The organism is Micromonospora sp. CPCC 205561 (genome assembly GCF_036906775.1).
GTDB lineage: Bacteria > Actinomycetota > Actinomycetes > Mycobacteriales > Micromonosporaceae > Micromonospora.
Genome location: NZ_JBAKHV010000085.1, coordinates 1 through 18,970, shown reverse-complemented (window position 1 = coordinate 18,970; position 18,970 = coordinate 1). Strand labels below are relative to the sequence as shown.

Genomic DNA, 18,970 nt, shown 5'->3' with positions numbered 1-18,970 from the left:
GGGGTGGGCACCGCCGGCGGCGCCGCGGGCATGGCCGGCTGCGGGGTCGGGGCGGCGGCCGGTGGTGGCGCGGCCGCCGCGGGTGGTGCCGCCGGTGGCAGTGCCGGCACGGCGGCGAGAATGCCGAGGCAGTGGACGAACACTGCGAGTGCCCTGTGGTGTCGTGTCGATGCAGGCATACGAACGAACCTCCGGAGCCGACGCTAGGGGCGCGGCGGTCCCGGGCGGGTGCGAAGTCGCGAAGTCCGGGCCGGGAAGCGGGCGGTGGCGTAGGGTGCGCCGGTCGGCGGGGCCGTGGCCTCGGCCGGGACGCCGGCGACCGGGGCTAGATTGGCCTGGTGCGTATCGCTCGTTTTGCTCATGCCAAGGGAATGTCGTTCGGGGTCGTCGAGGGCGAGCCGGAGGCGGGTCCGCAGGGCCTGACCGTCGCCGAGATCGAGGGCCACCCGTTCGGCCAGATCACCTTCAGTGGTGCCCGGTGGGCGCTGTCGGACGTCCGGCTGCTCTCGCCGATCCTGCCCAGCAAGGTCGTCTGTGTCGGGCGCAACTACGCGGAGCACGCCGCCGAGCACGGCAGCGAGGTGCCGAAGGAACCGCTGCTCTTCCTCAAGCCGTCCACCTCCGTGATCGGGCCCCGGGACGCGATCCGGCTGCCGATCTTCTCCAAGCGGGTCGAGCACGAGGCCGAGCTGGCCGTGGTGATCGGGGCGCCGGGCGCCCGCCGGGCCGACCGGGCCGCCGCGGAGCGGGCCATCTTCGGCTACACCTGCGCCAACGACGTCACCGCCCGGGATCTCCAGCGCTCGGACGGCCAGTGGACCCGCGCCAAGGGCTTCGACTCGTTCTGCCCGATCGGGCCGTGGATCACCACCGGGCTCGACGTCCGTGACCTGGAGATCCGCTGCGAGGTGGGCCGCCATCCCGACGAGATGGAGGTGCGCCAGCTCGGCCGGACCCGGGACATGGTCTTCGACGTGCCGGCCCTGGTGTCGTACGTCTCGCACGTGATGACGCTGCTCCCCGGCGACGTGGTGCTCACCGGCACGCCCGCGGGGGTTAGCCCGCTCGTGGACGGGGATACGGTCGCCGTGCGGATCGAGGGGATCGGCGAGCTGACCAATCCGGTGGTGCCGGTCGCCTGATTCGCGTCGAGACCCCGTTTCCGCAGGTCACGGGCGGTTTGTGGGGGCTCGATTTGGCCTGTCGGCACCGGGAGGGTAAAGTCTGTTCCCGGCGCCACAAGGGGCCGATGGGGTATGGGGTAATTGGCAGCCCGACTGATTCTGGTTCAGTTAGTCTAGGTTCGAGTCCTGGTACCCCAGCGCAGCCGAGGTTCGAGAGAGTCTCGTGCGCTGGTTCTCATCGGAGAGCAGCTCCGGTTTCCCGACAGGGAGGCCGGAGGTTCTCTCTGATAGAGTCCAGCGGCACCGCCCGGCAGGGCGGTGCCGCAAGTGAAGTTCTGGCCCCGTCGTCTAGCGGCCCAGGACGCCGCCCTCTCAAGGCGGTAGCGCCGGTTCGAATCCGGTCGGGGCTACGACACGAGAACGGCCCGTTCCACTCCGGTGGGGCGGGCCGTTTCGCATGTTGGGGCCGCCTTCCTCCGTGCCCGGCGCGCGGGCCCGGTCGTGTGCTCGGGCGCTTCGCCGCCGCCTCCGCCCGGGCGGTGCCTGCGCGCGTCGTTTCCCCGCCCGGTGCCGGCGCCGAATGCTCTGGCCCGTCTGCCCGCGTCGTGCCCCTGCCCGGGGGCCGGCCGTCGGCGTCGCCGCCCCGGATTGGGCCCTGCGGGGGGACGCCGCTAGACTACAGCGGCACCGCCCGCGAGGGCGGTGGAAGCAGGCAAGTTCTGGCCCCGTCGTCTAGCGGCCCAGGACGCCGCCCTCTCAAGGCGGTAGCGCCGGTTCGAATCCGGTCGGGGCTACTCACCCGGAACGGCCCGTCCCACTGCGGTGGGGCGGGCCGTTCCGCATCGGGTCAGTTCCCGCCGGTCGGGCCCGCTCGATCCCGTCGGCCCGCCGATGCTGTGGGCGGGGTCGCGCGCCGGGCCGGGCGGCACGGGCGTCGGTCAGAGGCCGGAGAGGCGTTGGCCGGCGCGGACCACCGCCATGGCGTGGCGTTCGCCGGGGCGCCGGCCGAGGCGCTCGATCGGGCCGGAGATGCTGATCGCGGCGATGACCCGGCCGGTGCGGTCGCGGATCGGCGCCGAGACGCTCGCCACCCCCGCCTCGCGCTCGGCGACGCTCTGCGCCCAGCCGCGCCGGCGTACCTCGGCAAGCGTGCGGCCGGTGAACTTCGACCGGGGCAGCAGCGGCATCACCGCCTCGGGCGGCTCCCAGGCGAGCAGGATCTGCGCCGCCGAGCCAGCCGTCATGGGCAGCACCGAGCCGACCGGCACGGTGTCCCGCAGGCCGCTGGCGCGCTCGGCGGCGGCCACGCAGATGCGCTCGTCGGCGCGGCGCAGGTAGAGCTGGGCGCTTTCGCCCGTGGCGTCCCGCAGCGCCGCCAGCAGCGGCTCCGCCGCCGTCAGGAGCACGTCCGGCGCGGCGTTGGCGAGCTCACCGAGGCGGGGGCCGGGACGCCAGCGCCCCTGAGTGTCCCGGACCAGCATCCGGTGGATCTCCAGTGCCTGCGCCAGCCGGTGCGCGGTGGCCCGGGGCAGCTTGGTGCGTTCAACGAGTTCGGCCAGGCTGGCGCCGTCGACGCAGGCGGCCAGGATGACCACCGCCTTGTCGAGAACGCCGACACCGCTCATACTGTGTCCCACAAGCCGAAACTTACCTCCCAGAATTTAGGATGTCCAGATGGTGGGAGTCACTACTACCGAGCCGAGGACCCTGGCCGAGAAGGTCTGGGACGCGCACGTCGTACGGTCCGCCGAGGGCGAGCCCGATCTGCTCTTCATCGACCTGCACCTGCTGCACGAGGTGACCAGCCCGCAGGCCTTCGACGGGCTGCGCCTCGCCGGGCGGCGGGTGCGCCGCACGGACCTCACGCTCGCGACGGAGGACCACAACACGCCGACGGGGTACGCCGACCCGTCGTTCCGTGCGCGGCGCGGCGACCTGCTCACCATCGCCGACCCCACCTCGCGTACGCAGATCGAGACGCTGCGCCGCAACTGCGCCGAGTTCGGCGTCCGGCTGCACCCGCTGGGCGACGAGAACCAGGGCATCGTGCACGTCATCGGTCCGCAGCTCGGCGTCACCCAGCCCGGCACGACCATCGTCTGCGGCGACTCGCACACCGCCACCCACGGCGCGTTCGGCGCGCTCGCGTTCGGCATCGGCACGAGTGAGGTCGAGCACGTGCTGGCCACCCAGACGCTGCCGCAGGCGCGGCCGAGGACGATGGCGGTGAACGTGACGGGGCGCCTCGCCCCGGGAGTCACCGCGAAGGACCTGATCCTCGCGCTGATCGCCCAGGTCGGCACGGGCGGCGGTCGCGGGCACATCGTCGAGTACCGCGGCGAGGCGATCCGGTCGCTCTCCATGGAGGGGCGGATGACCATCGCCAACATGTCCATCGAGTGGGGCGCCAAGGCCGGCATGATCGCGCCGGACGAGACCACCTTCGCGTACCTGAAGGGGCGGCCGCACGCGCCGAAGGGCGCGGACTGGGACGCGGCGGTCGCCTGGTGGCGGACCCTGCCCACGGACGAGGGCGCCACCTTCGACGCCGAGGTGACCCTCGACGCCGACGCGGTCACCCCCTTCGTCACCTGGGGCACCAACCCCGGTCAGGGCGCGCCGCTGGGCGCGGTGGTGCCGGCGCCGGAGGAGTTCGCCACCGAGGCCGAGCGGACCGCGGCGAACCGCGCGCTGGAGTACATGGACCTGCGCCCCGGCACCCCGCTGCGCGACCTCCCGGTCGACGTGGTGTTCGTCGGTTCCTGCACCAACGGCCGGCTGGAGGATCTCCGCGCCGCCGCCGACGTGCTGCGCGGGCACCGGGTCGCCGGCGGGGTGCGGATGCTGGTGGTGCCGGGTTCCGCCGCCGTCCGGGAGGCGGCCGAGGCGGAGGGGCTGGACAAGGTCTTCACCGACGCGGGCGCCGAGTGGCGCTTCGCCGGCTGCTCGATGTGCCTGGGCATGAACCCCGACACGCTCTCGCCGGGCCAGCGCTCCGCCTCCACCTCCAACCGCAACTTCGAGGGCCGCCAGGGCCGGGGCGGCCGCACCCACCTGGTCTCCCCGCCGGTCGCCGCCGCCACCGCCGTGGCCGGCCGGCTGGCCGCTCCCGCCGACCTGTAGAAGGGCACCCAGATGGAGAGGTTCACCACCCACACGGGCACCGCCGTGCCGCTGCGGCGCTCCAATGTGGACACCGATCAGATCATTCCCGCCGTGTACCTCAAGCGGGTGACCCGGACCGGTTTCGCGGACGGCTTGTTCAGCGCCTGGCGCGAGGACCCGGAATTCGTGCTCAACGATGCCGCCCATTCGGGAGCGTCGATTCTGGTGGCCGGCCCGGAGTTCGGCACCGGATCCTCGCGGGAGCACGCCGTCTGGGCGCTGCGCGACTGGGGCTTCCGGGCCGTGATCTCGCCGCGCTTCGGCGACATCTTCCGGGGCAACGCGCTCAAGGAGGGGCTGCTCCCGGTGGAGCTGGAATTGCCGGCGGTCGAGGAGATCTGGGCCCTGGTGGAGGCCGACCCGACCACCCCGCTGACCGTCGACCTGACCGCCCGGGAGGTGCGCGTCGGCGCGGCCACCTGGTCGTTCCCGCTGGACGACTTCAGCCGCTGGCGGCTGCTGGAGGGCTTGGACGACATTGGACTCACCCTCCGCCACGAGGCCGAGATCAGCGCCTTCGAGGCGACCAGGGCACCGTTCCTGCCCTCGGTCACGTAGCCGTACGCCCGACCGCGCAGCGGTTTTCGCCCCCGCCGGTTCCACCGGCGGGGGCGAATCCGTTACGACACAAGGGCTTTTTTCGGCCGAATGTTTGTGTCCCGGCAGCACAGGGCATACCGTGCGCGCAGAATGGCTCGCGTCGAGTCAGTTGCACAATCGGGAGGAAGTCGTGAACAAGGCCGAGCTCATCGAGGCGCTCGCCGTTCGCCTGGGGGACCGGAAGACGGCGACGGCCGCGCTCGACGCGGTCCTCGCTGAGGTCCAGGCGGCGGTCACCAAGGGCGAGAAGGTGGCGATCACCGGATTCGGAGCGTTCGAAAAGCGTGTCCGGGGCGCCCGAACAGCGCGCAACCCGCGTACCGGCGAGGCGGTGAAGGTCAAGAAGACATCCGTCCCGACCTTCCGACCCGGCGCCGGGTTCAAGGAGATGGTGGCCAGCGGCAAGGTGCCGAAGGCCACGGCGGCGGCGAAGAAGACCACGGCGGCCGCCGCCAAGACGACGACGGCCAAGGCCACCGGGGCGAAGGCCACCGGCGCCAAGGCCACCGGCGCCAAGGCGACCGGCGCGAAGGCGACCGGGGCCAAGGCGGCGGGTGCGAAGGCCACCGGCACCAAGGCGACCGCGGCGGCGAAGACGGCCCCCGCGGCGAAGGCGACCAAGACCACCGCGGCGAAGAAGACCGCGACCACCAAGGCCGCCCCGGCGAAGAAGACCGCCGCGGCGTCGAAGGCCACCGCGGCGAAGAAGACCGCCGCGACGGCGAGCAAGAGCGCGGCGGCGAAGAAGGCGCCCGCGAAGAAGGCGCCGGCCAAGAAGGCCGCGACCAAGCGCTGAGGCAAGCGGTACGGCGAAGGGCGTCCACCGGCCGGTGGACGCCCTTCGCCGTACCGTCCCGGCCGTCGGGCGTTGACCCGGACGGTGCCGCGCACGCAGAATCGCCGCACCCGTTCCGGCCGGCGAAAGGCAGCCCCCCGTGCGCTACCGGCGACTCACCACCGTGACCCTCGCCCTGGGCGTGGTGCTCCTGGTGGACGTGCTGCGTGTCTTCCTCCCGGCCGTCATCACCATCTTCGGGCAGGCCGCCTCGACCCCCGCCGAGCTGCTGGGGGCGTTCGCGCTGGGCTGTTTCCTGCTCGCCCTCGCCGCGCCCGCGCTCGTCCGGCGGGCCGGCGCCCGCCCCGTCACGCTCGTCGCCGCGGTGCTGCTGGTGCTCGCCCGCCTCGCCGTCAACGGCCAGCCGGGCGGGCTGCCGCAGCTCTGGCTGGCCACGGCGGGGCTGCTCGCCGGGCTGGTCTGGCTCGCCGGAGCCGCCGCCGGGACCGACCGGCCGGTGCCGGGGTTGGCGCTGGGGCTCGCGGGCGGCGCCGTCCTGCACACGGTGCTGGACACGTACCGCTCGGCGTTCTTCGGCGGCTGGCCGGCGTGGCTCGCGGCCGGCCTGGTGGGGGCGTTCTTCCTGGCGGGCCAGGCGCGGCCCGCGCCGCCGGCCGGGCCCGGCGGGGTACGGAGCTGGCTGCTGGCCGGGCCGGCGCTGCTGCTCGCCGGCATGGTGGCGCTCTCACCGGCTGTCGCCCGGACGGCGATGTCGTACCAGTTCGGCCTGCTGCGGTCGGATCCCGCCGACGAGGTGGGGGTGGCGACGGTGCCGCTCCTCGGGCCCGCCCCGCTCGCCGTGGCGGTCGGTTGTTTCCTGCTCGCCGCGCTGGCGTCACCCCGGCGCGGGTGCTGGCGGTGGCTCGGGCCGGCGGCGCTGGTGGGCGGGGCCGTCCTCGTCGCCCTCGGACGCGGGGAGCTGCTGCTGCCGGCCGTCCTGCTCACCGCCGTCGGCCTCGGCGCCTGCCTGGCGTCGGCCGGCGCCGGCGCCCCACCCGTCCACGCCGCCGCTCCGGGCACGACCGGGACCGGGGCGGCCGGTGCCGGCGTTCGGGCCGCCGGGTCGGCCGCCCTCGCGGGTGATCCGGCGCGGGCGGCCGACCGGCGCGGATACGCGGCTGTCGGCGGGATGCTCGCCTTCGCCGTCGCGGCGGTGGCCTACTACGCCGCCTACGACCTCGGCCACCCCAACGCGTGGGTGCCGGTGGCGGTCGCGGCGCTGGTCGCCGCCGTCGCACTGGCGACCCGGCCCGTGCCGGGGCCGCCCCGGCCGCCGCTGCCGCCGGTGTGGACCGCCGCCGGCGCCGCCGCGCTGACGCTGCTCGCCGCCGTCGCCAGCGACGAGCTGCTCTCCGCCACCAACCGGGACGGGCCGCCGGAGAGGGTGCGCGTGGCGGCCTACAACGTGCGGATGGGCTTCGGGATGGACGGTCGCTTCGACCCGGACGCGTTGGCGCGGGCCGTCGCCGGGGCCGACGTCGTGGCGCTCAGCGAGGTCGACCGCGGGTGGCTGCTCAACGGCGGCCACGACACGCTCGACCTGTTGGCGGAGCGGCTGGACATGCCGTACGTCTTCGCGCCGGCCGCGGACCCGCTCTGGGGCGACGCGGTGCTGAGCCGGTGGCCGCTGGACGCCGCGCGGACCCGGCCGCTGCCGGCGGTCGGCGCGCCGACCGGGGCGCAGGCCCTGGGGGTCACGATCGACTTCAGCGGGGGCGTACGGCTCGCGGTGGTCGCCACCCACCTGCAACCGCCGCCCGGTGCGGGTCCGGTGGTCCAGGCCCGGGCGGTCGCCGACTTCGCCGTCCGGTACGCGGCGGGCCGTCCGCTGGTGGTCGCCGGAGACCTGAACACCGAGCCGGGCGACGCGGCGTTCGCCGAGTTCACCCGGGCCGGGCTGGTCGACGCGCTGGCCGCCGCCCGTCCCCTGGCGACCAGCCCGGCGGACGCCCCGCGCCAGCAGATCGACCACGTCTTCGTCACCCCCGACCTGGCTGCCACCGACCCCGCGGCCCCGCCCGGGACGGCCAGCGACCACCTGCCGGTCGTGGTGACCCTGACCCTGCCGCCGGCCTGACCCGCCGCCGACCCGGGGCGGTCAGAGGCGGTCGGCGGCGAGCAGCCGCCCGCCGGTGAAGGCGAGCAGCCAACCGCCGCCCTTCGGGGTGGTGAAGTCGCCGGGCCGCCCGCTCAGCCGGGCCAGGGCGCCCGGGATCACCTTGCCCTGGCTGCACACCCCGACCGGCTCCCCGTCGGCCGCCAGCGTGGCCAGGCGGTCGGCGGCGGCCAGCGCGCACTCGTCGGGGTGCTGGCCGGGGCGGGGCTCGTCCAGATCGCCGTCGACCTCGATCGGCAGGTCGAGCAGCGCCGCCACCGGGTCGAGGGTCTGTACGCACCGGCGGGCCGAGGCCGACAGCAGCCGGGCCGGGCGGACCAGCGCCACCAGTGGGGCCAGCGCGTGCGCCTGCGCCCACCCCTGGGCGTCGAGCGGCCGGCCGGTGTCCGGGCCCGACCAGGTGGCCCGCTTGCCGGCGTGGGCGTGCCGGACCAGCGCCACCGTCCCGGTGACCGCGGGCAGCGCCGCGAACCCGGCCAGCACCTCGGCGTCGTGCGGGTAGCTCACCAGCCGGATGGCCTCGTCCACGCCGAGCCAGCGCACGTCGTCGACCTCCGTGTCCGGCTGGAAGCCGCCGGTGGCCACCGCCCGCATCGACCAGTAGTCGACGACCTTCGGGCGGCCCTCGCTGTGGTAGCGCACGGTGGGCAGCCGCACCTGCGGCACCGCCCGGACGTCGGCCTCCTCGGCCACCTCCCGCACGGCCGCGAGCAGCGGATGCTCGCCCGGCTCCAGCTTGCCCTTCGGCAGCGACCAGTCCCCGTAGCGGGGCCGGTGCACGAGGCAGACCAGCGCCGGGGCGCGCCCGGCGGCCGACCCGTCGACCGGGCCGGGCTCGTCGGCGGGGCGCCACACGACACCGCCCGCCGCCCGGATCGGCGGCGTCGCGTCGGGGCCCTCGGCCGCCCGGCCCCGGCGGGGGCCCGGCGCGTCCCGCTCATCCAGCATCTGGTCAGCCTATGCGCTACCGGTCAGCTCGCCGTGCCACCGACGCGACGCAGCAGCAGCTCCTGCAGGTGGACCAGCGGCTCCTCGGCCGTGCCGGCGCGGCGGCTCCAGGTGCCGTCCGCCGCCAGCTCGAACGCGTCGACCTCGGGGCTCATCGCGGCGGTCAGGACGTGGTCCAGCTCGGCCCGCGCCACGGGGTCGCCGACCCGCACCAGCGCCTCGACCCGGCGGTCCAGGTTGCGGTGCATCAGGTCGGCCGAGCCCATCCAGAACTCGGCGTCGCCGTTGTTGCCGAACCGGAAGATCCGGGAGTGCTCCAGGAACTGGCCCAGGATCGAGCGGACCCGGATGTTCTCCGACAGCCCCGGCACCCCCGGCCGCAGCGTGCACATGCCCCGGATCACCAGGTCCACGTGGACGCCGGCGCGGGAGGCCCGGTAGAGCGCGTCGGTGATCTTCTCGTCGACCAGTGAGTTCACCTTGATCTGGACGAGGCCGGGCATGCCCAGCCGGACGTGCGCGATCTCCCGCTCGATCCGCTCGATCAGCCCGCTGCGGATGCCCTGCGGGGCCACCAGCAGCCGCCGGTACCCGGTCTGCCGGCTGTAGCCGGTGAGCACGTTGAACAGGTCGGTCAGGTCGGCGCCGATCTCCGGGTCGGCGGTGAGCATGCCGAAGTCCTCGTAGAGCCGGGCGGTCTTCGGGTGGTAGTTGCCGGTGCCGATGTGGCAGTAGCGCCGGATCTGGTTGCCCTCCTGGCGTACCACCAGGGCGGTCTTGCAGTGGGTCTTGAGGCCGACCAGGCCGTAGACGACGTGGCAGCCGGCCCGCTCCAGGGTGCGCGCCCAGCCGATGTTGGCCACCTCGTCGAAGCGCGCCTTGACCTCCACGAGCACCACCACCTGCTTGCCGGCGGCGGCCGCGTCCACCAGCGCGTCCACGATGGGGGAGTCGCCGCTGGTGCGGTAGAGGGTCTGCTTGATGGCCAGCACGTCCGGGTCGGCCGCGGCCTGCTCGACGAAGCGCTGCACGCTGGTGGCGAACGAGTGGTACGGGTGGTGCACCAGGATGTCGCCGTCGCGCAGGGTGGCGAAGACGCTGCGCGGCACCTCGCCCTCGGTCAGCCGGGGGTGGGTGGCCGGCACGAACGGCGGGTCCTTCAGGTCCGGCCGGTCCGCCTCGGTGTAGAGCTGCCAGAGGGCGGAGAGGTCGAGCAGGCCGGGCACCCGCAGCACCTCCTGGTCGTGCATGTCCAGCTCCCGCACGAGCAGCTCCAGCACGCGGTCCGAGACCGAGGCGGCCACCTCCAGCCGGACGGGCGGGCCGAACCGGCGCCGGGCCAGCTCCCGTTCCAGGGCCTGGAGCAGGTCCTCGTCGCGGTCCTCGTCGACCTCCACCTCGGCGTTGCGGGTGATCCGGAACAGGTGGCACTCGACCACCTGCATGCCGGAGAAGAGCTGCCCCAGGTGCACCGAGATCAGGTCCTCCACCGGCAGCATCCGTACGCCGGGCAGGTCCCGGTGCACCCGGACGAAGCGGGGCACGTTGTTCGGCACCTTCACCCGGGCGAACAGCTCCGAGCCGCCGTCGGGGTCGCGGACCGCCACCGCCAGGTTCAGCGACCGCCCCGAGATGTACGGGAAGGGGTGCGCCGGGTCCACCGCCAGCGGGGTCAGCACCGGGAAGATCTGCTCCCGGAAGTACGCGCGCAGCCGTTCCCGCTCGGGATCGTCCAGGTCGGCCCAGCGCAGGATCCGGATATCCTCGGCGGCCAGCTTCGGCAGCACGTCGTCGGTGAAGCAGGCCGAGTGCCGGGCGACCAGCTCCGCGGCCTTCGCGGAGACGAGTTCCAGCTGGGTACGCAGCGGCATCCGGTCCCCGCCGCGTACCGGCAGGCCCGCCTGGAGGCGCCGCTTCAGCCCGGCGACCCGCACCATGTAGAACTCGTCCAGGTTGCTGGCGAAGATGGCCAGGAACTTGGCCCGTTCCAGCAGCGGCGTACGCGGATCCTCGGCGAGCGCCAGCACCCGGGCGTTGAAGTCGAGCCAGGAGAGCTCCCGGTTCAGGAAGCGGTCCTCGGGCAGCGGCTCCGCCGGGGGCGGCTCGTCGGGGGGTGGCGCCGAGGCCGCCTCGGCCGCCGTGGCGGCCACCTCGGCCACCTCGGCCGGGGGCGCGGCGGCCGGGTCCAGCACCTCCTCCAGGCCGGCGGAGGCGGTCGCCGCGTCGGTGCCGGCGTCCTGCGTGCGGGGCGTCCCAGCGGATCCGTCGGCGCGGAATCGGCCGTCGACGCCCCGGGCCCGGGCGCCGTTGCGGGAGGTCGTCGGGTCGGCGGGCGTGCGGTCGGCGGGGTGCTGGCGGGGGGTGCTCACCCGCCCATAATCACCCGGAACGGGTTAACGCAAAATGAACTTCGACCAGCAGTCAGGCCATCGTCGGCAATGTCACCCGGACGACCGCGCCGGCGGCGTCGGTCTCGACGCGCAGCCGCTGGCCGAGGCGGAGCAGGCGCAGCCCGGAGGCGTCGAACGCCGGGGCCGGGAAGGCCAGCTCCGTGCCGTCGTCGAGGAGCAGCGTCCCGCTGCGGGTCGCCGCGTCGTAGGTGGCCACCGTGCCCTGCATGTCCCGCACGCTACACGCCCCGCCCGGCGCCGGGCCGCCGGCCGCCAGCGCGGCCGTCGTCGGCCCCAGCCCGAGCCGGGCCGCCTCGGTCAGGTCGTCGGCGGTGTCGACGTCACGGCGCAGGCTCGGCCACTCGCCGGTCAGGGCGAGCGCCCCGCTCGCGGCGTGCGCGGCGGCCGAGCCGATCCCGAAGCGGGGATCCAGGGGCACGCCCGGCGGCGTGGCCAGCAGCACCGTCCCGGTGCCGGGGGCGTCGGCCACGTACCGGCGTACGCCCGCGGGCCCGGCCTGCGCCGCGCCCAGCGCCGCCGCCAGCTCGGCCGGGCGCAGCGCGGGCAGGTCGGCGGTGAGCCCGGCCACCCAGCCACCGCCGGCGACGGAAGCGCCGTGCCGGAACGCGGCGTTCAGCCCGGCGGCCGGGGCGTCGGGCACCGCCCGGGCGCCCGCCCGGCGGGCCACCGCCGCCATCCGGGCGTCGTCGGTGACGACCAGCACCCCGGCCACCGGGGGGCAGGCCCGCGCCGCCGCGACCGTGTCGGCCGCCAGGGCCAGCGCCAGCTCCTCGTGCGGTACGGCCGGCAGCGCCCCCCGCAGCCGGCTCTTCGCGGCGGCGAGGCGCTTCACCGGCACCACCAGGGTCCACCTCGGCTGACTCACGCCGCCATCCTGCCAGCCGGGCGGCGGCACCCTCTCTGGCCGGACGGGGGGCGAGCAGGCATGATTTCCGCTGCGGGCATCACCGGGCGCGGATCCGGTGCGGGTCGGGGCGGTACGAGGAGGCGCGGTGACACGGCGGAGGCTGGGGTTCTGGCAATGGTTCGCCGTGGTGCTGATCAAGCCGGCGATGACCGTCTGGACCCGGCGCACCTGGCGCGGCATGGAGCACCTGCGCCGCGACGGTGGTGTGATCATCGTGCCGAACCACATCTCGCACGCCGACCCGCTGGTCGCCGCCCACTTCGTCTACGACGCCGGGCGCTGGCCGCAGTTCCTGGGCAAGGCCAGCGTGTTCCGGGTCCCCGTGATCGGGTGGATCCTGCACCGGTGCCGGCAGATCCCGGTCGAGCGGAACACCGTGGACGCGGTGCGCTCGCTGGACCAGCTCGTCGCCGCGCTCGACCAGGGCGGCGCGGTGGTGATCTACCCGGAGGGCACCATCACCCGCGAACCGGAGCTGTGGCCGATGAAGGGCAAGACCGGCGCCGCCCGGCTCGCACTCGCCACCGGGGCGCCGGTGGTCCCGCTCGCCATGTGGGGCCCGCAGCGGATCTTCGACCCGCGCCGCTCCCGACTGGACCCACGCCCCCGGATCCCGGTGACCGTGGTCGCCGGGCCCCCCGTCGACCTGGGCCGGTGGGCCGGGGCGACCCCGACGAAGGCCGTCCTCGAGGAGATGACCGACACCATCATGCTGCGCCTTCGTGACATGCTCACCGAGATCAGGGGCGGCACCCCGCCCCCACTGTGGGAACGCACGGTCCGCCCTGCCGGCGAGCGGCGGCCGGGGGCGGCGGCGTGAGCGGGCACGTCGCGGTCCTGGGGGCCGGCTCGTGGGGCACGGCCTTCGCCAAGATCCTCGCCGACGCCGGCCGGGACGTCACCGTCTGGGCGCGCCGGCAGCCGGTCGCGGAGACGATCCGCGCCGAGCGGCGCAACCCGGAGTACCTGCCGGACGTGCTGCTCCCGTCGGGCGTCACGGCGACCGGCGACGCCGCCGAGGCGATCACCGGGGCGGAGCTGGTGGTGCTGGCGGTGCCGTCGCAGACGCTGCGCGGCAACCTCGCCGACTGGACCGCGCACCTGCACCCGGACGCCACACTGGTGTCGCTGATGAAGGGCATCGAGCTGGGCACCACCAAGCGGATGAGCGAGGTGATCGTGGAGACCGCCGGGGTGGCGGCCGACCGGGTGGTGGTGGTCTCCGGCCCCAACCTGGCCCCCGAGATCGCCGCCGAGCAGCCGGCCGCCACCGTGGTCGCCGGCACCGACGCGGACCGGGCGACGCTGGTGCAACGCTCGATCACCACGCCCTACTTCCGGCCGTACACCAACGACGACGTGATCGGCTGCGAGCTGGGCGGCGCGGTGAAGAACGTCATCGCCCTGGCGTACGGCATCGCCGTGGCGATGGGCTTCGGCGACAACACCCGGGCCATGCTCGTCACCCGGGGACTGGCCGAGACGGCCCGGCTCGGGGTGGCCCTCGGCGCCGACCCGCTCACCTTCGCCGGTCTGGCCGGCATGGGTGACCTCGTCGCGTCCTGCTCCTCGCCGCTGGCCCGCAACCGCACCTTCGGCGAGCACCTGGGCCGGGGCGCGACCCTGGAGGAGGCCCGCGTCGCCACCCGGCAGACCGCCGAGGGCGTCAAGAGCGCGCTGGCCCTGCGCGACCTGGCCCGAGCGCACGCGGTGGAGATGCCGATCACCGAGCAGGTCGAGCTGGTCTGCCACGAGGGCATGGACCCCCGGCTCGCCGTCGAGGCCCTGATGAGCCGCACCACCAAACCGGAGTGAGGGACATGACCGAGCACCACGACGGCACCCGCTGCGTCCGCGCCGGCCTGCCCGAGCCGGCGCCCGGTCAGCCGTTCCTGCCCGGCCCGGTGTTCGCCGCGCCGTACCACCTCGACCCGTGGGCGGGGCCGGCGGCGGCGCCGGACGGCTACGGCCGGCCGGACAATCCCACCCGGCGGCTGCTGGAGACGGCGATCGGGGAGCTGGAGGGGGGCGACTGCCGGGTCTTCGCCAGCGGGCAGGCCGCCATCACCGGGCTGCTGCTGACGCTGCTCAGGCCGGGCGACACCGTGGTGCTCCCGGCGGACGGCTACTTCGCCGTCCGGGCCTTCGCCGCCGAGACGCTGGAGGGGATCGGGGTACGGGTGCTCCTCGCCCCGACCGCCGGCCCGCACCCGGGCTTCGACGGCGTACGTCTGGTGCTGCTGGAGACCCCGGCCAACCCCGGCCTGGACGTCGCCGACGTGGCGGCGGTGGCCGCCCGGGCGCACGCCGCCGGCGCCCTGGTCGCGGTCGACAACACCACCGCCACACCACTCGGGCAGCGCCCGCTCGACCTGGGCGCCGACGTGGTGGTGGCCTCCGGCACCAAGGCCCTGACCGGGCACTCCGACCTGCTGCTCGGCTACGTCGCGACCCGCTCGGCCGAGCTGCGGGACGCGGTCACCGCCTGGCGGAACCTCACCGGTGCGGTGCCGGGCGCCTTCGACGCCTGGCTGGCGCACCGCTCGCTGGCCACCCTGGACCTGCGGCTGGCCCGGCAGACCGCGAACGCCGAGGCGCTGACCGGCCTGCTCGCGGGGCGCGCCGACGTCACCGGGCTGCGCTGGCCCGGGCTGCCCGACGACCCGGCGTACCCGGTGGCCTCCGCCCAGATGCGGCGCGTCCCCGGAGTGCTCGCCTTCGACCTCGGCGACGCCGGGCGGGTGGCGCGGTTCCTCCACGCGGCCCGGCTGGTCGCCGCGGCCACCTCCTTCGGTGGCCTGCACACCACCGCCGACCGGCGCGCCCAGTGGGGCGACGACACCCCGCCCGGCTTCGTCCGGCTCTCCTGCGGGGTCGAGGACACCGTGGACCTGGTCGCCGACGTGGCCGCCGCGCTCGACGCGAGCCGCGACGCGACCGGGGCCGCCGGCTGAGCTATCGTGACGCCGGCCCTCGCCGGGCCGTCCGTCACCCGACCGGAGGAGGTGAGCCCGATCCGTCCGACAGGTGGGACCGACGCTCCCCTCCGACGCCACGCCGGCTGAACCCGGCGGGCCGGGAGCGTCGCCGCACGCTCCCGGAGGTTCCCGATGACCGTCTTCTCCTTCCGCCCCGACCGGCCCGCCCTCGTGCACCGGCTGCGCGCCGCCGGGTGCGTCTACGCCGAGGACGAGGCGGAGCTGCTGATCGCCGCCGCCGACTCGGCGGAGGCACTGGCCGGCCTCGTCGAGCGTCGCGTCGCCGGGCTGCCGCTGGAGCACGTGCTCGGCTGGGCCGAGTTCTGCGGCGAGCGGGTCGCCGTCGACCCGGGCGTCTTCGTGCCCCGCGCGCGTACCGCCCTGCTGGTGGACGCCGCCGTGTCGGTGACCGGGCCGGGGGCGGCCGTGGTGGACCTGTGCTGCGGCTCCGGTGCCACCACCGTGGCGCTGGCCCGGCGGCTGGCGCCGCGGTGGCTGGCCGCCGCCGACGTGGATCCCGCCGCCGTGGCCTGTGCCCGGCGCAACCTGGCGCCGCTGGCCGTCCCCGTCTTCCACGGCGACCTGTACGACCCGCTGCCAACGCGCTGGCGGGGCCGGCTGGACCTGGTGCTGGCCAACGCCCCGTACGTGCCGACGGCGGCGGTGGCGCTGATGCCGCCGGAGGCCCGGCTGCACGAGGCGCCGGTGGCCCTCGACGGCGGGCCGGACGGCCTGGCGGTGCTGCGCCGGGTCGCCGAGGGCGCGGTCCGCTGGCTGGCCCCCGGCGGGCACCTGGTGGTGGAGGCGGGCGGGACGCAGGTGGACGCGCTCGGCGCGGCGCTGACCGCCCTCGGCCTGTGCCCGGCGGTGTTCCGCGACGAGGACCGGGACGCCACCGCCGTCACCGCCCGCCGCCCCGGTTGAACCCGCGCGCCCCACGGCCGGCCTTCCCCCTGCCGTTGCCGCGCGGCGTGCCCCGTGCCGTCCCCGCCCCGGGGCAGGGGCGGAGCGGCCCGCGCGGCCTGGCGGGGGCCGGCACGGGCAACTAGCCTCACGGCAGGCGTGGCGGCGGAAGGCGGGTTGTCGTGGGTGGTGTGGACGTGCCGGTGGTCGTCGGGCTGGACAACGGCGGCACCAGCAACAACGCCACGGTGCTCACCGTGGACGGTCGGTTCCTGGTGGACGGCCTGGTGGAGAACCCGAGCGAGGTGCGCGCCGGCCCGGCGGCGGCGATCGAGGCGCTGGCCCGCGCGTTCGAGGGGGTGCTGGCGCTGACCGGCGTGCCCGTCGGGTCGGTGCGCGCGGTCGGGCTGGACACGCCCGGCCCGGCGAGCGCGACGGGGGTGATCTCCTCCCGCGGGTCGACCAACTTCTCCGAGCCGGCCTGGCGCGGCTACGACGTGCGCACCGCGCTGGAACGGCGGCTCGGGCTGCCCGTGGTCTACCACAACGACGGGAACGCCGCCGCGCTCTACGCCCACCACGCGTACTTCGGCGCCGACGCGATGCGCCGCTCCTCGGTGTCCGCGATCGTCGGTACGGGGCTGGGCGGCGGGGTGGTGGAAGCCGGCCGGGTGGTCGCCGGTGCCGCGGGAATGGCCGGCGAGCTGGGCCACGTGCACATCCCGCTGACCGGGCTGCTCGCCCCGGGACAGCCGGTGCCCACCTGCGCCTGCGGCTTCGCCGGCGACGCCGAGAGCGTCGCCTCGCTGACCGCCATCGGGCGCAACCTGCTGCCGTACTGGCTGGGTCGGTACCCCGACCATCCGCTGGCCGCCGAGTCGCCGGAGCGGGCCGCGAAGCTGGTCCGGGGCTACGGGGAGCGGGGCGACGCGCTGGCCCGGGAGGTCTTCACCCAGCAGGCGAAGGCGCTGGGCCGGCTCTTCACCGTCGCGGCCAACTTCACCGATCCGCACGCCTACTTCGTCGGCGGCGGGGTGGTGGAGGCGGCGCCGGAGTTCCGGGACTGGTTCCTCGCGGCCGTGCGCGAGCACACCCTGCTGCGCGACGAGCAGGCCGCGGCGGCCACCTTCGCCCTGGTGCCCGAGCGTGACATGGCCGGTGCCCGGGGGGTGGCCATCGCGGCGTTGGAGGCGCTTCGCGCGGGCCCTCCGCCCCGCCCGGTGGTAGCGGGCTGACCCACCCGTCCCCGCCGGTCGACGGTCCCGCCGGCTCCCAACGGCGGGACCGTCGACGGCGGGGCGCCGGCGCGACGTGGTTAGCGGGCGCGCCGGCGCCCCCGGAGGGGGGAGTCTCAGTGCCGGGGTGGCGCCCCGACGAAGGCGGCCCACGCCGCCGGCGGGAAGAGCAGCGCGGGGCCGGCCGGGTCCTTGGAGTCGCGGACGGCGACCGTTCCCGGGACCACCGCCATCTCCACGCACGCCCCCTCGTCGCCGCTGCGGCTGCTCTTGCGCCACCGCGCCACGGCCAGCGCCGCGTCGATAGTCGGTCTCATGGTCCTACCGTCCCTTCAGGATTTGGAGGAGCTGGTCGCGGCTGTCCGCCGGGCTGAGCGCGACGGTCCGCAGGTGCTCCATGATCTTGGTGCAGGTACGCAGGTCACCCGGCCGGTCGAGGACCATCTGCCCGGCCACCGTCTCCACCGAGGCGATGATCGGGTCCTCCGGGTCGGGGAACTCCAGGATGTGCAGCGAGCCCCGGGTGCCCCGGTGGTAACCGGCGGCCAGCGGGATCACCTGGACCGTGATGTTGGGCAGCTCGCCCATCTTGACCAGGTGGTGCAGCTGCGCCTCCATCACCGACCGGTCGCCGACCGGCCGCAGCAGCGCGCCCTCGTCGATGATGGCGTCCAGGATCGGTGGCTGGTCGGCGACGAGCCGCTGCTGGCGGTCGAGCCGGAACTGGACCCGCTGCTCCACCTCGTCGTCGCCGAGGGTGTGCGGGCCGCCCCGCATCACGCCCCGGACGTAGTCGGCCGTCTGCAACAGCCCCGGTACCACCGACGGCTCGAAGTTGGCGATGCCTGTCGCCTCGGCCTCCAGCGCGATGAAGTCGATGGTGCGCCGGTCCAGCAGGTACGAGTACGACACCCACCAGCCCGGCTTGCGGGCGTCCTTGGCCAGTTGCACGGCCGCGGCCACCTCGTCCGCGCCGACCCCGTAGAGGGTGAGCAGGGCGCGCACGGTGGCCGGGCTGACCAGCGTCTGCGCGTTCTCGTAGCGGGACAGGGTGCTGCGGGTGCTGCTGATCTCGTCCGCCGCCGCCTCCAGCGTGAGGCCGGCGGCTTCCCGGTGGGTGCGCAGCGCGATGCCCAGTCGGCGGGCGCGTGCGGTCTTGGGAGCCATGCATCGATCGTCGCACATCTTGCCGGGAAGGTGTAGATGAGAGAACGCCGATGAGAGTTGCATTCATGGCTGTGTACATGTCAATCTGTCATCGCGTCCTCACCGCCGGTTGTCGTGGCGACGGTGGTGGTGAGTGACCGGAGGGGATGGGGCGCGCGGCGATCGGGTTTCTCCCCCGTACCCGATCGCCGCGTGCCACCCCCCGTGGCCCGCCAGCCGGAAGGGACCCGACGTGCGTACTGGTCGACAGGCCCGCGCCGACCGCGCCGGCGGGCACCGATGACGCGCTTCCTGGTGGTGCTGACCGACGTCCGCCCGGTGGAGGGCTCGGGCCGCGACGAACGCAACTGCCCGGAGCGGCGCCGTCAGGTGGTCGGGGCGAGCAGCCGGGAGGCGGCCGACCGGATCGCCGGCGCGTTCATGGCACTGGGCATGGTGCGGGCCGGCCGGCAGCGGGTCAAGGTGCTGGCCATCGGCCGGCGGCACGCGCGCAGCTGAGCCCGCCCGCGGGCGCGGTCGCCGGCGGCGGCTAGGGTCGGGCGGTGGCCGAACCCGACCTGACCCTGACCGCGAGCCTGCGG

16 protein-coding genes, 3 tRNA genes and 1 pseudogene are annotated in these 18,970 nt (G+C 75.2%); 14 read left to right on the top strand and 6 right to left on the bottom strand.

Annotated elements, in window-relative coordinates; genetic code table 11:
* Nucleotides 1-338 precede the first annotated feature (338 nt).
* The 4 genes from V6V16_RS26630 (at nucleotide 339) to V6V16_RS26615 (ending at nucleotide 1,918) form a co-directional block, all read left to right on the top strand.
* Nucleotides 339-1,142, top strand: a complete 804-nt coding sequence (locus tag V6V16_RS26630; RefSeq protein WP_334566448.1) for a fumarylacetoacetate hydrolase family protein — start codon at nucleotides 339-341, stop codon at nucleotides 1,140-1,142.
* Between the two features lie 108 nt (nucleotides 1,143-1,250).
* Nucleotides 1,251-1,322 (top strand) — tRNA-Gln (locus V6V16_RS26625).
* A 139-nt stretch (nucleotides 1,323-1,461) separates the two neighbouring features.
* Nucleotides 1,462-1,534, top strand: a tRNA-Glu gene (locus V6V16_RS26620).
* Nucleotides 1,535-1,845: 311 nt separating this feature from the next.
* Nucleotides 1,846-1,918, top strand: a tRNA-Glu gene (locus V6V16_RS26615).
* Between the two features lie 144 nt (nucleotides 1,919-2,062).
* On the opposite strand, the gene V6V16_RS26610 is transcribed toward V6V16_RS26615, so the two are convergent.
* Nucleotides 2,063-2,749 carry an IclR family transcriptional regulator gene (locus tag V6V16_RS26610; protein WP_013284529.1) on the bottom strand — a complete coding sequence of 229 codons (687 nt, stop codon included), beginning with the start codon at nucleotides 2,747-2,749 and terminating at the stop codon, nucleotides 2,063-2,065.
* Between the two features lie 49 nt (nucleotides 2,750-2,798).
* Here V6V16_RS26610 and leuC point away from each other — a divergent pair, with 49 nt between their 5' ends.
* The 4 genes from leuC (at nucleotide 2,799) to V6V16_RS26590 (ending at nucleotide 7,801) form a co-directional block, all read left to right on the top strand.
* Nucleotides 2,799-4,247, top strand: coding sequence for a 3-isopropylmalate dehydratase large subunit (gene leuC / locus V6V16_RS26605; protein ID WP_334566445.1), 1,449 nt, complete (start codon nucleotides 2,799-2,801; stop codon nucleotides 4,245-4,247).
* Between the two features lie 12 nt (nucleotides 4,248-4,259).
* Nucleotides 4,260-4,847 carry a 3-isopropylmalate dehydratase small subunit gene (gene leuD, locus V6V16_RS26600; RefSeq protein WP_334566444.1) on the top strand — a complete coding sequence of 196 codons (588 nt, stop codon included), beginning with the start codon at nucleotides 4,260-4,262 and terminating at the stop codon, nucleotides 4,845-4,847.
* Between the two features lie 172 nt (nucleotides 4,848-5,019).
* A complete protein-coding gene (locus tag V6V16_RS26595; protein ID WP_334566442.1) occupies nucleotides 5,020-5,685 on the top strand; it encodes an HU family DNA-binding protein in 666 nt (221 codons plus the stop codon).
* 139 nt (nucleotides 5,686-5,824) lie between these two features.
* On the top strand, nucleotides 5,825-7,801 hold the full coding sequence (locus V6V16_RS26590) for an endonuclease/exonuclease/phosphatase family protein (RefSeq protein ID WP_334566440.1): 1,977 nt from the start codon (nucleotides 5,825-5,827) through the stop codon (nucleotides 7,799-7,801).
* Between the two features lie 21 nt (nucleotides 7,802-7,822).
* Here the strand turns inward: V6V16_RS26590 and V6V16_RS26585 are convergent, their stop codons facing one another.
* The 3 genes and pseudogenes from V6V16_RS26585 to cofC form a co-directional block, all read right to left on the bottom strand.
* Nucleotides 7,823-8,788, bottom strand: coding sequence for an NUDIX hydrolase (locus tag V6V16_RS26585; protein WP_334566438.1), 966 nt, complete (start codon nucleotides 8,786-8,788; stop codon nucleotides 7,823-7,825).
* 23 nt (nucleotides 8,789-8,811) lie between these two features.
* Nucleotides 8,812-11,157, bottom strand: a complete 2,346-nt coding sequence (locus V6V16_RS26580; protein WP_334566436.1) for an RNA degradosome polyphosphate kinase — start codon at nucleotides 11,155-11,157, stop codon at nucleotides 8,812-8,814.
* A 256-nt stretch (nucleotides 11,158-11,413) separates the two neighbouring features.
* Nucleotides 11,414-12,064, bottom strand: a pseudogene (gene cofC / locus V6V16_RS26570) (2-phospho-L-lactate guanylyltransferase); the annotation flags it as partial.
* 127 nt (nucleotides 12,065-12,191) lie between these two features.
* Between cofC and V6V16_RS26565 the strand changes: the two are divergent.
* The 5 genes from V6V16_RS26565 to V6V16_RS26545 all read left to right on the top strand — a co-directional run bounded on the left by V6V16_RS26565 (nucleotide 12,192) and on the right by V6V16_RS26545 (nucleotide 17,222).
* Nucleotides 12,192-12,926 carry a lysophospholipid acyltransferase family protein gene (locus tag V6V16_RS26565; protein ID WP_334566435.1) on the top strand — a complete coding sequence of 245 codons (735 nt, stop codon included), beginning with the start codon at nucleotides 12,192-12,194 and terminating at the stop codon, nucleotides 12,924-12,926.
* Nucleotides 12,923-13,921 (top strand): NAD(P)H-dependent glycerol-3-phosphate dehydrogenase, encoded by a 999-nt coding sequence (locus V6V16_RS26560; protein WP_334566434.1) that lies wholly within the window; start codon nucleotides 12,923-12,925, stop codon nucleotides 13,919-13,921. Before V6V16_RS26565 ends, V6V16_RS26560 begins: the two co-directional genes overlap by 4 nt.
* Before the next feature lie 5 nt (nucleotides 13,922-13,926).
* Nucleotides 13,927-15,060 carry a cystathionine gamma-lyase gene (locus V6V16_RS26555; RefSeq protein WP_334566432.1) on the top strand — a complete coding sequence of 378 codons (1,134 nt, stop codon included), beginning with the start codon at nucleotides 13,927-13,929 and terminating at the stop codon, nucleotides 15,058-15,060.
* Nucleotides 15,061-15,216: 156 nt separating this feature from the next.
* A complete protein-coding gene (locus V6V16_RS26550; protein WP_334566430.1) occupies nucleotides 15,217-16,008 on the top strand; it encodes a putative protein N(5)-glutamine methyltransferase in 792 nt (263 codons plus the stop codon).
* Between the two features lie 161 nt (nucleotides 16,009-16,169).
* Nucleotides 16,170-17,222: an ROK family protein gene (locus V6V16_RS26545; RefSeq protein WP_334566429.1), complete on the top strand. Its 1,053-nt coding sequence runs from the start codon at nucleotides 16,170-16,172 to the stop codon at nucleotides 17,220-17,222.
* Nucleotides 17,223-17,338: 116 nt separating this feature from the next.
* Here the strand turns inward: V6V16_RS26545 and V6V16_RS26540 are convergent, their stop codons facing one another.
* Both V6V16_RS26540 and V6V16_RS26535 read right to left on the bottom strand, forming a co-directional pair.
* Nucleotides 17,339-17,539, bottom strand: a complete 201-nt coding sequence (locus V6V16_RS26540; RefSeq protein ID WP_334566426.1) for a DUF397 domain-containing protein — start codon at nucleotides 17,537-17,539, stop codon at nucleotides 17,339-17,341.
* Between the two features lie 4 nt (nucleotides 17,540-17,543).
* On the bottom strand, nucleotides 17,544-18,389 hold the full coding sequence (locus V6V16_RS26535) for a helix-turn-helix domain-containing protein (protein WP_334566424.1): 846 nt from the start codon (nucleotides 18,387-18,389) through the stop codon (nucleotides 17,544-17,546).
* Nucleotides 18,390-18,668: 279 nt separating this feature from the next.
* Between V6V16_RS26535 and V6V16_RS26530 the strand changes: the two genes are divergently transcribed.
* Nucleotides 18,669-18,887: a hypothetical protein gene (locus V6V16_RS26530; protein ID WP_334566421.1), complete on the top strand. Its 219-nt coding sequence runs from the start codon at nucleotides 18,669-18,671 to the stop codon at nucleotides 18,885-18,887.
* The last annotated feature ends 83 nt before the right edge of the window (nucleotides 18,888-18,970 follow it).